The sequence below is a fragment of the Streptomyces sp. NPDC047042 genome, from assembly GCF_040644035.1.
Classification (GTDB): domain Bacteria; phylum Actinomycetota; class Actinomycetes; order Streptomycetales; family Streptomycetaceae; genus Streptomyces.
The window spans coordinates 1-11,229 of sequence record NZ_JBEYVP010000020.1; the positions used below are offsets into that span (position 1 = coordinate 1).

At 68.1% G+C, this 11,229-nt stretch carries 12 protein-coding genes; 5 read left to right on the forward strand and 7 right to left on the reverse strand.

What is annotated here, in order from left to right:
* Positions 1-770 precede the first annotated feature (770 nt).
* A complete protein-coding gene (locus ABZ855_RS23675; RefSeq protein ID WP_360809831.1) occupies positions 771-1,028 on the reverse strand; it encodes a Txe/YoeB family addiction module toxin in 258 nt (85 codons plus the stop codon).
* A complete protein-coding gene (locus ABZ855_RS23680) occupies positions 1,025-1,297 on the reverse strand; it encodes a type II toxin-antitoxin system prevent-host-death family antitoxin (protein ID WP_360809833.1) in 273 nt (90 codons plus the stop codon). The genes ABZ855_RS23675 and ABZ855_RS23680 overlap by 4 nt, the downstream gene beginning before the upstream one ends.
* A 425-nt stretch (positions 1,298-1,722) precedes the next feature.
* On the opposite strand from ABZ855_RS23680, the gene ABZ855_RS23685 reads away from it, so the two are divergent.
* Entirely contained in the window at positions 1,723-1,866 is a 144-nt protein-coding gene (locus tag ABZ855_RS23685; RefSeq protein ID WP_360809835.1) for a hypothetical protein, read from the forward strand.
* Between the two features lie 42 nt (positions 1,867-1,908).
* Here ABZ855_RS23685 and ABZ855_RS23690 read toward each other — a convergent pair whose 3' ends face one another.
* Positions 1,909-2,457 (reverse strand): ATP-binding protein, encoded by a 549-nt coding sequence (locus ABZ855_RS23690; RefSeq protein WP_360809837.1) that lies wholly within the window; start codon positions 2,455-2,457, stop codon positions 1,909-1,911.
* Between the two features lie 119 nt (positions 2,458-2,576).
* Here ABZ855_RS23690 and ABZ855_RS23695 point away from each other — a divergent pair, with 119 nt between their 5' ends.
* Both ABZ855_RS23695 and ABZ855_RS23700 read left to right on the forward strand, forming a co-directional pair.
* Positions 2,577-3,407 (forward strand): helix-turn-helix transcriptional regulator, encoded by an 831-nt coding sequence (locus tag ABZ855_RS23695; RefSeq protein WP_360809839.1) that lies wholly within the window; start codon positions 2,577-2,579, stop codon positions 3,405-3,407.
* The gene (locus ABZ855_RS23700; protein ID WP_360809841.1) at positions 3,404-3,607 is read left to right on the forward strand and encodes a DUF397 domain-containing protein; all 204 of its coding nucleotides are present in this window, start codon (positions 3,404-3,406) and stop codon (positions 3,605-3,607) included. The genes ABZ855_RS23695 and ABZ855_RS23700 overlap by 4 nt, the downstream gene beginning before the upstream one ends.
* 154 nt (positions 3,608-3,761) lie before the next feature.
* Here ABZ855_RS23700 and ABZ855_RS23705 read toward each other — a convergent pair whose 3' ends face one another.
* Positions 3,762-5,219 (reverse strand): BTAD domain-containing putative transcriptional regulator, encoded by a 1,458-nt coding sequence (locus ABZ855_RS23705; RefSeq protein ID WP_360809843.1) that lies wholly within the window; start codon positions 5,217-5,219, stop codon positions 3,762-3,764.
* 433 nt (positions 5,220-5,652) lie between these two features.
* Between ABZ855_RS23705 and ABZ855_RS23710 the strand changes: the two genes are divergently transcribed.
* Entirely contained in the window at positions 5,653-6,729 is a 1,077-nt protein-coding gene (locus tag ABZ855_RS23710; protein ID WP_360809845.1) for a glycoside hydrolase family 19 protein, read from the forward strand.
* A gap of 189 nt (positions 6,730-6,918) precedes the next feature.
* Entirely contained in the window at positions 6,919-8,478 is a 1,560-nt protein-coding gene (locus tag ABZ855_RS23715; protein ID WP_360809847.1) for an RICIN domain-containing protein, read from the forward strand.
* 9 nt (positions 8,479-8,487) lie between these two features.
* Here the strand turns inward: ABZ855_RS23715 and ABZ855_RS23720 are convergent, their stop codons facing one another.
* Genes ABZ855_RS23720 through ABZ855_RS23730 form a run of 3 tightly spaced genes read right to left on the reverse strand, consistent with a single transcriptional unit; the run spans position 8,488 to position 11,167 of the window.
* Complete coding sequence (locus ABZ855_RS23720; RefSeq protein ID WP_360809849.1) at positions 8,488-8,871, reverse strand: hypothetical protein; 384 nt, start codon at positions 8,869-8,871, stop codon at positions 8,488-8,490.
* Complete coding sequence (locus ABZ855_RS23725) at positions 8,868-9,269, reverse strand: hypothetical protein (RefSeq protein ID WP_360809851.1); 402 nt, start codon at positions 9,267-9,269, stop codon at positions 8,868-8,870. Before ABZ855_RS23725 ends, ABZ855_RS23720 begins: the two co-directional genes overlap by 4 nt.
* A complete protein-coding gene (locus tag ABZ855_RS23730) occupies positions 9,212-11,167 on the reverse strand; it encodes a pentapeptide repeat-containing protein (RefSeq protein ID WP_360809853.1) in 1,956 nt (651 codons plus the stop codon). Before ABZ855_RS23730 ends, ABZ855_RS23725 begins: the two co-directional genes overlap by 58 nt.
* Positions 11,168-11,229 lie beyond the last annotated feature (62 nt).

Sequence of the window (11,229 nt, forward strand, 5' to 3'; positions counted from 1 at the left end):
CCTACGAGCACGAGACCAACTACTACGCTCAACACCAGCCCCAACCGGCGGCTGGAGTCAACGCATAGAGCCTCCACCGATCCCGGAGCGGTTCAGTGATCCGGTGCCCGTGTTCGGCCACGCCCTGACGGGTATCGCGCAGGGACACGGTCCGGCCGCCGGAGGCGAGCCTGCTGTAACTGCCCGCCGCATAGCGGCCGGTGAGATCCCCGAGCAGAATGAGATCGGCTGCAACCGTAGGCAGCTGGTGAAGACCCAGTCGCTCGCCTGGGTGAAATGGCCGTCGGAGAGAACCTGTCTGGTAGGTGCTGTGTGGCACTGTGGAGCCGTCCCGCAAGGACAGAGACGCCACCCAGGCCCGCTAAAACCACGGGTGGTGTCCGGTACCGACCTCCAATCGGTGCCAGCGAAGCCTCCAGGATGGCCATCCTGGAGGCATTCGTATGCCTGGCTCCGGTGCTGGAGGCAGGCGTCCCCATCGCGGCTCGACCGAGGTCGATTCCGAGTGCCGTCAGCGGGTTCACAGCCTGATCAACGCCGTCCGACCTGGGCCGACTCGGAGCCAGGTCAGAGGGCGAGTGCCTCTGACCTGGCTCCGAGCAGCTCGGTTCGAATCGGGGTCGAATCAGAGCGGTTTCCTCTGACTGCCTCCGATCGCCTCTGCAACCCGACCTAGCAGGTCACAACCGATACGACCCACGAAGCCGCAGGTCAGAAAGGTGCGTCAGGAATACCCGGCGTACAGCCCGACTCGTCTGCCGCTCAGGGCTTCAGTAGTGGAAGCGGGCCTTGAGGATCTTGACTTCCTTCTCGTCCACCCGGTAAACGAGCCGGTGTTCGTCGTCGATCCGACGTGACCAGTAGCCGGACAGGTCACCCTTCAGGGGCTCCGGCTTGCCGATACCTGTGAAGGGGGTGTGCTGGATCTCCGCGATCAGCCGTGTGATCCTGCGGGCCATGCCGCGGTCGGAGCCGAGCCAGAACAGGAAGTCCTCCCATGCGGCCGGGTCGAAGTGGATGCTCCTCACCCGTCGCCCGCCAGCTCTTCCAGCTCCGCCATGGTCCTGGTGACCACGGCGTCGCCTGCCCTGTCCCGTGCGACGGCTTCCATGAGGCTTCGCGCGTTGGCGGGGGAGCGCAGCAGGTAGACGGTCTCCTGCCAGGAGTCGTAGTCCTCGGAGGACATCAGTACCGCGTCGCCGGCCTTGGAGCTGATGCGCACGGGGATGTGGTCGTCGTTGACGCGCTTGATGAGTGGGAAGAGGTCCTTGCGGGCCTCGCTGGCACTTATCGTCATGTGCGACGCCTCTCTCATGTTGGTACGAGAAAACGGTACCATGCTGGTACTCGATTCTGGTACAAGTTATGGCCCTGATGGAGCAGTCATGGCCAGCGTGCCCACGCGCATTTCATGCATGACGGTCAATCGCGCGGGTGACGACCGACCGGTTGGCCGACGGGGTCCTCGCCGAGCACGCCAAACGGCCATGAGCAACGCAGCGGTCCCGGAGTCCCGCACACAAGCAGAAGCCATGATCACGCTGAGCTGCTTGTCTTCCGCCGTGCGGCGCGAGGAACGGCAGGCCCGCGACCTCGTACCCCGTGCATTCGGTAATGATCTCCGCCAGGACGCCCGGGACAGGGCCGGTCCGTGGCCTCGCCGCCGCTTCCCGCGTTCCGGGGTGGCGGGCTGTGCCGTGATGCGACGGACTGGAGAGTGCGATGCGTGAGCGGGTGCCGGTGTCGGCCGACTGCCGGTGGGGTGGGGACGTCGCCGAGGCGGCCCGGGCCGACGTCTTCCGCTACGTCGAGGTCGAGTACAACCGCATCCGGCTCCGTCGGCACCCCTGCTACGGGTACGTGTGAGCAGCCGTTGTCGTTCCGCATCTGAACGTGATGTTTCGCTGGTCAGGTACAGGGCCGGTGAATCGGTGGGAGTGGTGGCGAGTTGTGTCGTCGCTCCCCGGGAGGTTGCGGATGCCGTCGGTCGTCCGACTGCCGGAAGGGCACGCGCAGCTGCGCCCAGACCGTCTTGCCCGGGGCGGCCGGGCGAGGGGTGACGCCCCAGTCGTCCGCGAGGGCGGCGATGAGGAGCAGGCCACGGCCGGACTCGGATGCGGGGTCGGGGGTCGGGGGAGTGGGCGGGGGCTGTTTCTCGGCGCGGGTGTCGGTCACCTCGATGCGGAACAGGCCTTCGGCCAGGGTGAGTTGGAGGTGGAAGTCCCGGCCGGGGACGTGGCCGTGGCGTACGGCGTTGGCGGTGAGTTCTGCCGTGATGAGGGTGAGTGTTTCGTTGGTCGGGGTGGTGTAGGGGTGGCCCCAGTCGTTCAGGCGGTGCGAGACGAGTCGGCGGGCGAGGCGGGCTCCCCGTGGCGTTGAGGTGAAGCGCATCGTGAACTCGCGTTCGGGCGCGAGGTGCTGTGGCATATGCCCGTTCGGGGGAGTTGCTGACTTCATGCGGTCAACGGTCGCGGACTCTGCGTAGCGTTGGCCAGGAGCGATGCGCTGACGAGTACGGGCTGTACACGTGAGTGGTGCGCTTGTACGTGGTGTCGTCGTACGGGAGGAGGCGCGGCGTGGACGACGAGGTTCAGCAGCCGGAGTACGAGGTCGGGACGGGCATTCTGTGCGTGTTCGGGCGGCAGTTGAAGCTGTTCCGGGAGCGGGCGGGGATGGACCGCGCGCAGCTCGGGGCGCTGACCGGGTACTCGGCCTCGACGATCGCGTCGTTCGAGCAGGGGAGAAGGGTTCCGCCACCGAAGTTCATCGACCGCGCCGATGAAGTGCTGGACGCGGGTGGGGTGTTGAGCGCGAGCAAGGAGGAGGTGGCTCGGGCCCAGTATCCGGCGTTCTTTCGGGATGCGGCCAAATTGGAGGCCGAGGCGATTGAGCTTCATGTGTACGACACTCAGTTGGTCAACGGACTGTTGCAGACGGAGGAGTACGCGCGAGCGGTTTTTGCCATGTGGCAGCCACAGCTGGACGAAGCGGTCACCGAGCAGCGAGTGGCCGCACGACTCGCACGGCAGGAGATCTTCTCCCGACGCCCGACTCGGCATCTGAGCTTCGTGATCGAGGAGGCTGTCCTGCTCCGGACGCTCGGGGGAGAAGCTGTCTGGCGAGGCCAGTTGGAGCACCTCATGCTGGTGGCGGAGAAGCGCAATGTGGTGATCCAGGTAATGCCGTTGTCCCGCCAGGAACACGCGGGACTTGCTGGACCGTTCACCTTGATGGAAGCGAGGGATGGGCGCAGGATCGCGTACACAGAGGTACAAGGCGACAGCCGCGTACACACAGAGCGGCACAGGGTGCGGCAGCTTGAGCGTACGTACGGGATCCTTCGCGCGCAGGCCCATACTCCGACAGAATCGCTGGCGTTGATCGAGAAGTTGCTGGGAGAGAGATGAGCGGGGAAAAGACGGGGCGGGACACCGGCGCCCTGGCATGGTTCAAGAGCAGTTACAGCGCAGGCGACGGGGGCCAGTGTGTTGAGATAGCGGCTGGAGCAGGCGCCGTCCACGTCCGGGATTCAAAGGACACAACCCGTACCGCACTGGCCGTACAACCCACGGCGTGGACCGCGTTCGTCGGGTTCGCGGCACTCTGACAGGAACAGAGCCCTTAGCGGGCGGGGTCTCGCCCTTTCGGGCGTAGCCACGCCACGCTGAGGGACTTGAGCAGCGGCAGGTACGCCGCCTTGCCCCGTCGGGCGCCACTTGCTCAATACGCGACCCGTACGCGCGATCTGAACGACCGGTGGATCAGATGACCGCCGTCCACTTCTGGTTCTGGGCGCCCGTGCAGGTCCAGAGCCGGAGCGGAGTGCGGTCGCTCCCGCGTGGGTCCGTGGCCTCCACGCATTTGTGAGCCTGAAGGTTGACCAGGTCGTGGGCGGGGTTGAGGCGGAATCGCTGGGAGCCACTGCCGTTGCAGTCGGCCAGTTGGATGGCCGCGCCGTTGTCTGTCGAACCGCCCGCGACGTCCAGGCACTTGCCCGAGATCCGGATGATCCTGTCCTCCGACACGATCTGCCAGAACTGACTGTCGCTGCTCGAGCAGTCCCGGATCTGCAGCGGCGCGTCCCCAAGGGCGCCGCCGTCAACGCACCTGTCGGAGGCGTGACTTTGTATTGCCACGCCTGAAGCAGGCTTGGAGGGGGAAGGGCCCGTCGGCGAACCGCCCTCGTCGGAGTCCGCGCCCGAACCCGAGCCCGCTACGAGGTAGGGGATGCACGCGAGCAGGGCCATCGCCAGGCCGGAGCCGGCCAGCATCCAGCGGAGCCGGCGGGTACGGGGATCCGGACCTCCGGTCTCCTCTCCTGAGGCGTCCCGGTCAACCAACACCACCGGACCGGCGGTCAGTTGAGCCGGCTCGGCCAGGACCGGGGCGGACGCGGGGGCGGGCTCCCGCCCGGCGTCGGCCGGGACCGGGGCGGACACGGGCGGGACCGGCGGAGCGAGGAGCCCGGTGTCGGCCTGCAGAACCCGCTGGTACGTCGCCTGGAGCGCCGGTCCGGGATCGACGCCCAGCTCGCCCGCGAGTAGCGCCTGCACCTCGCGGTAGGTGGCGAGGGCCGCCGCCTGCCGCCCCGAGCGGTACAGGGCGAGCATCAGCATCTCCCGGAACCGCTCGTCCAGTGGATGCTCGGCGACCAGACCGGTCAGCGCCGAGACCGCCTGCTCATGGCCCCCCAGTTCGAGTTCGACCGCCCGCCGGGCCGCCTCCGCCGACAGACGCAATTCGTCCAGCCGCTGCCGCTGGCTGTCCGCGTACTCGCCCCGGACACCGGCCAACGCCGTTCCCCGCCACAGGCCGAGCGCATCACCCAGGTACTTCGCCGCGCCTTGGGCGTCTCCCTCACCTCGCAACCGCTCGGCCTGTGCGAACAGTTCCCGGAAGACGCTCAGATCCAGCTCGCCGGGCGAGGTGAGTTGATAGCCGTCCCCCACGGCACGGATCACGGACGACGCGGTGTCACCGGCGGGCTCCAACACCTTACGAAGCCGATGAACGTAGGTACGCAGAATGCCACGCGCGGAGGCTGGTGCTTCGGTCCCCCACACCGCGTCGACGAGCCTGCCCACCGACACCTGCGAGCCTTCGGCCAGCAACAGCACGGCCAGCACCGCCCTCTGCTGGGGCGGGCCGAGCGCGATCTCGTCCCGGCCTCTCCACGCCCTGACCGGTCCCAGCAGCGAGAACCGTAATCGCTCTTTCAACCAGCGCCCTCCTTCAGGAATGCGCGTCCGAAGCCGGCAGGCGAGGCCAGGCTCTCGGGACAACCGCGCGGATCACGCCCGAAGTCTAACTGTGGCTTTATCGGTGATCTCAGTGATCTTGGTTTACGTGGTGCGACGAGATGCGGCGATCGGAAGTCAACGGTCCGTGGAGTGACCGTCAACAACCTATAGACGCCCTGTAGACACCCTGGCGGTTGTCTTGGTCAGGCGGCGGTTCGCGCCGTCTCACCCAGGAGCGGCACGGACTCACGCCAGTGAACACCGACGCCTACGGGGGAGATCCCCCGTCTCTCACACATTCGCGGCCTCGAGCCGACCAAGGAGTGGTATTCGCATGCTTACATCCCTCGTCCGCCAGTCACCAGAAAGACGCGCTTCTTCTGGCACCTCCACGGTGCTTACAGCACTCACGGTGCTTGTCGCACTGATCGCCGCGCTGTTCGTCGCTGCGCCGACCGCCGCGGCAGCGGATGGCCAGATCAAGGGACTGGCCGGCAAGTGTGTCGACGTCGCCGGGGCGAGCAGCACCAACGGGACCGCCGTCCAGATCTACGACTGCAACGGAACCGGCGCCCAGCTCTGGTCGAACCCGGGCGACGGCACCCTCCGCGCCCTCGGCAAGTGTCTCGACGTCGTCGAACACAGCACGGCTGACGGCGCGTCCGTCCAGCTGTGGGACTGCACGGGCGGCGCCAACCAGCAGTGGGTGGTCACCGCGGCGCGCGACATCGTCAACCCCGCGGCCGACAAGTGCCTGGACGTCCGCGGGAACGACCCCGCCAACGCCACCCGGCTGCAGATCTGGACCTGCACCGGCAACCCCAACCAGAAGTGGACGGCGCCCGCGAGCGGGGGCGGTACCACCCCTTCCGGTTTCGTGGTCAGCGAGGCCCAGTTCAACCAGATGTTCCCGAACCGGAACAGCTTCTACACCTACAACGGGCTGGTGCAGGCGCTGAGTTCCTACCCGGCGTTCGCGAAGACCGGCAGTGACACGGTCAGGAAGCAGGAGGCCGCCGCCTTCCTCGCCAACGTCAATCACGAGACCGGCGGCCTGGTCTATGTGGTGGAGCAGAACACGGCCAACTACTCGCACTACTGCGATCTCAGCCAGTCGTACGGCTGCCCGGCCGGTCAGTCCGCCTACTACGGGCGCGGGCCCATCCAGCTCAGCTGGAACTTCAACTACAAGGCGGCGGGCGACGCGCTCGGGATCGACCTGCTCCACAACCCCCGGCTGGTCGAGACCGACGCCGCCGTGGCCTGGCGTACCGGCCTGTGGTTCTGGAACACCTCGACGGGCGCCGGCACGATGACCCCGCACAACGCGATGGTCAACCAGGCGGGCTTCGGCCAGACCATCCGCGCCATCAACGGCTCCATCGAGTGCGACGGCAAGAAGCCCGAGCTGGTGCAGAGCAGGGTGAGCGCCTACCAGAAGTTCACCGGGATCCTCGGAGTCGCCCCGGGCAACAACCTCTACTGCTGAGGCCCGACCCGTGCACGGCAGGACCTCGATCTCCTTGCGCCTTCCTCGCGCCTTCCTTGCGCCTTCCTCGCGCCTTCCTCGCGCCTTCCTCGCGCCTTCCTCGCGACTTCCTCGCGACTTCTTCTCGACCTCGACAGACGGGAACTTCCCCACATGAGCACGATGCTGAGACGCTGTGCCTTGGCGGCAGTGTCAGGACTTCTGTGTCTCTCAGCCACGTCGGCGACCACGGCGTCGGCAGCACCGAGCGCGCCGACGGCCCTGGCCGCCCAGCAGTTCGCTCCGCAGACCTTCGCGCACCCGGGGGTGAACATCACCTCGACGCAACTGGAGTTCGTGCGGACCAAGGTCCAGCAGGGTGCCGCTCCCTGGAAGGCCGCCTACGACGACATGGTCGGCGATCCGCTGGCCTCGCTCTCGCGTGTGCCGGCGCCCCGGCCTGTCGTCAACTGCGGCCAGAGCAGCAATCCGAACAACGGCTGCACCGACGAACGGCAGGACGCCATCGCCGCGTACACCGACGCGCTGGCGTGGGCCATCAGCGGCGACGAACGATACGCCCAGAAGTCGATCCAGATCATGGACGCCTGGTCGTCCACGATCACGAGCCACACGGGCGCCAACACGGGCATTCAGACGGGGTGGTCGGCCGCCTCGTGGGTCAAGGCGGCCGAGCTCATCAAGTACCAGTACCAGAACTGGCCGAACGCGGGTCGCTTCGCGAACATGCTGCGGTCGGTCTACCTGCCCGTCGTGGTGAACGGCGACGACAGGACCAGCAACTGGGACCTCATCCAGGCCGAGGCCTCGATCGGGATCGCCGTCTTCACCAATGACGGAGTCACCTTCGACAAGGCCGTCAGCCAGTACCTGGCACGCGTTCCCGCCTTCGTCTACCTCGCATCCGACGGGCCGACGCCGCACCCGAGCCCGGACGGCAGCTTCAACTGGGAGACGGCGACCCGGTACATCACCGGGATGACGCAGGAGACCTGCCGGGACTTCGTACACACCGGCTACAGCATCGCCTCGATGTCCCATATCGCCGAAACGGCGCTCATGCAGGGCACGGATCTCTATCCGCAGGTGGGAGAGCGACTCCGGCAGGCTCTCGGATGGCACGCCACCCAGGAACTCCGCGCGGCTCCGGAACCGGCGAACCTTTGCACCAAAGGACCGCTTGAGCGCGGTCTCGGCCCGGTCACCGAGACCGGGTTCAACGCCCTGCACACGAGGCAGGGAATCGCCATGGCCAACACCCAGGCCCTGACCGAAGGCAGGCGCCCCGCCGGCACGAACTACCTGTTCGTGGCCTGGGAGACGCTGACCAACGCGAACAACCCGGTGCTGCCCAACACCCAGCTGCCCAGCGGACCGATCACCGGCCTCGGAGGCAAGTGCGTGGACATCGCCGCAGCCAACAGCACCAACAGCACCGCCGTCCAGATGTACGACTGCAACGGCACCGCCGCCCAGCAGTGGACCGTGGGCGGCGACGGTACCCTCCGAGCGCTCGGCAAGTGCATGGACGTCACCGCCGCCGGCACGGCGGACGGTACCAAGGTGCAGTTGTACGACTGCAAGGGCACCGCCGCCCAGGTCTGGCAGCGCGGCAACGGGGACACCCTGGTCAACCCGGCCTCGGGCAAGTGCCTGGACGTCACCGAGATGTCCACCGCCAACAACGCCCGGCTGCAGATCTGGTCCTGCACCGGCACCACCAACCAGCAGTTCCACTTGCCGGTCTGACCCCGGCTTTCACGAGCTGACAGCAGATAGCGGATAGCGGAATTGGACGGGGCGGCGGATGACGGTGCGTACAGCCCGACTTGTCTGCCGCCACCGCCGGCTTCGCCTCGCAAGGGCGCGCTCGCGGAACGGGTGGAGGACGTTCATGTCGCCGTACAGGGCGGCGAGTTGGATGACGAACTCCTGCCGGGGGAGATCCCGCAGCCGGCAGGAGGAGGCGAGACGGCCGAAGACCTCTCCGGCGTAGGGCACCAGGTTCCTTGCCGGGCAGAACGGTGAGCATGACGAGGCGCGCCCGGGTGAGGTCCGCCTCCGCTGGCGCGAGCAGCTGGTGGTCGTGATGCCGAGCTTGTTGCGCAGCACGCCGTTGGGCATGGCGTACGGATCGTTCACCCTGCTCGCCGCTCCGAAGTCTGTCGGTGGCGGGCGATCGCGCGGGTGACAAGGGTGTCCGCGTCGAGGTCGCCCTTCACGTACGCCTCGGTGTCGCGGTCTGAGGCATCGGAGGGGTGGAGGCCCTCGGCCTCGATGGAACCGGTGGCCGAGGCGACGGCCGCCCGCCGCGTCGCTCGGCCGCTCAGCGCTTCGAAGGCCTCGACGGACAGGAGGACTCCCTGGGGCTTGCGGTGGGCGCCGATCAGGACCGGGTCGGCATCCGCGCCGGATTCCCACCGGCGCGGGGCGCCCTCCGTGCGTAGCCGCCAAGGTAGCCACGGATACGCCCGATCGTGGGTCAGTCCGCTTCGAGTGCGCCCAGGAGGAGGGCGATGACCCGGGTCGCGGCGGACCACTGCTCTGGGGTGAGTTCGGGGTGGCCGGCGGCGACGGATGCCGGGACGGGGGTGTCCTCGATGCGCCATGCCAGGTCGGAGACGAGGATGTCGGTGCCTGCGATCTTCAGCCCTGACCGTCCCCGCTCGGGGGCATACGGGGGTCCTGGGACCGTGCCGTATTCCAGGTGCTGGACGCAGGCGAGGTTGTCGGGGGTTTCCGAGGCGGCTGTCAGCAGCGTCTTCCGGAACTCGGCGGTGAGGGGGGTGAGGGCGGGGAGGGGGGCGGGGGCCGAGGTTGCCCTGGCTCCCAGCAGGATCCGGGCCAGGTCCTGGGTGGTTCCGGTCGCGCGTACGGCGTCGTCCGTGTGGAAGACACAGTGACGCAGCGTCCAGCGGGGGAGTCGGGCGTCCGAGAAGTCGGCGGGGCCGTGGAAGGAGGCGCGGCCCTCGCGCGCGTAGGGCAGGCTGAACGACACCTCGTCGAACGACGCGCCCACGAACGTCGTGCGCCCGTGGAACTGCGTACCGGTGAAGTCCCCGTTGGACAGGCGGCATCCGCTCGCGTCGAAGTCGATCAGTGTCGCTCCGGAGAGACGCAGGTGGATGTCCTCCCAGGTCGGGCGGTCGGCGGAGGGGCGGGTGCGGTCGGTGAGCAGTCGTTGGGCCTCCCGCCGCGTTCGTGCTTCGGCGAACTGGGCGGGGGTGAGCGCGAAGACATCGGCAGAGATGTCGAACGCCAGCGGCGCGCGCAGATACGCGCAGACGGTGTCCACCACACGTTGCCTGAACTCGGGCTTCCCGTCCCCGAGTTCGGCGAGGATACGCAGCCCGGTGAGGCGGACCTCGGGGTCGGGGTCGGCGAGCTGACCGTCGTACGGCGTGACGGACTCGTCGGGGATCAGGTGCGCGTCGCTTCCGTCATCGGTTCCGAGCGCGGTAGTGGTCGCGGTCCAGCCGAGGGGCCAGACCTGTTCTTCGGCATGGGCGGTGGCGGAGAGTCTGGCGCCGGTGAGGTCGGCTGCGGGCTGTACGAGGTGGACCCGTCCGCCGAAGTCGGCCTGGTGGAACAGTGCCTCGCCGCCGAAGCGCGCCTTCCAGAACCAGGCGGCCCCCTCGAACCGGGCGTGCGCGAACGAGACCTTGCCGTTGAAGCGAGCCCCGTCGCCGCCTTCCTCCCAGTCCTGGTAGTCACCCTCCAGCACGGTCAACGGCCAGAGCGGGTCGTCCTCGTTGGGTTCCTCCCAGGCGACGCGGCGCCATGCCTCGGCCTGCTCCCACGCCAGGTCGTCCTCGGGGAGTTCGTCCTCGCCCCGACCGAACCAGGCGAGCCCCTGGAAGCGGGCGCCCGAGAAGTCGGCCGCCGCCCGGAACCGGGTACACCCGAACACGGCCGTGTCGCCGAACCGGACGCCCGCGAAACGCGCGTCGTTCTCGAAGACCGCCCTCTGGAACAGCGCCTCCCTGCTCAAGCGGGCCCCCTCGAACACGCACGCGCCACGGAAGTGGGCGTCCGCGAAGAGAACCCGGCCGAAACGACAGCCGTTGAAGTCGACATCCGGCAGTACGGCGCCGGTCAGGTCGATGTCGAGGCAGTCCGCACAGTCGGCACCGCACCGCGCGCGGCACCCGGCATCGGGCACCGCATCGGCCGGGACCTGGTCCGTGGCCGGATGGCGGCGAGCAAGGGTGGCGAGTACCGCGGCTGCCGCCTCCCGCAGGCCGATGGCATCGTCAGCGGCCTGCGCGAACGGGCCACGCAGGAAGCGGCAGACGGCGTCGGCCACGGGTTGCCGCTGCGCGGGATGCGTGCGGGCCAGTTCCGCCAACTCCCGCAACGCGACGCTGTGGACACCGGTGTCCGGTCCGGCCAAGCGGTCGGCGGCACGCTGACACACCTCGGAGGCCTCAGGCCGCATGCTCGTTGCCCCCTGTCATCGATCTCCCACCTCAACGTACCGAACGCATGTCCGGCTGCATG

Coding starts and splice junctions, on each gene's coding strand:
- ABZ855_RS23680 (WP_360809833.1), bottom strand. CDS start 1,297: ATGACGATAAGTGCCAGCGAGGCCCGCAAGGACCTCTTCCCACTCATC.
- ABZ855_RS23685 (WP_360809835.1), top strand. CDS start 1,723: ATGCGTGAGCGGGTGCCGGTGTCGGCCGACTGCCGGTGGGGTGGGGAC.
- ABZ855_RS23690 (WP_360809837.1), bottom strand. CDS start 2,457: ATGAAGTCAGCAACTCCCCCGAACGGGCATATGCCACAGCACCTCGCG.
- ABZ855_RS23700 (WP_360809841.1), top strand. CDS start 3,404: ATGAGCGGGGAAAAGACGGGGCGGGACACCGGCGCCCTGGCATGGTTC.
- ABZ855_RS23730 (WP_360809853.1), bottom strand. CDS start 11,167: ATGCGGCCTGAGGCCTCCGAGGTGTGTCAGCGTGCCGCCGACCGCTTG.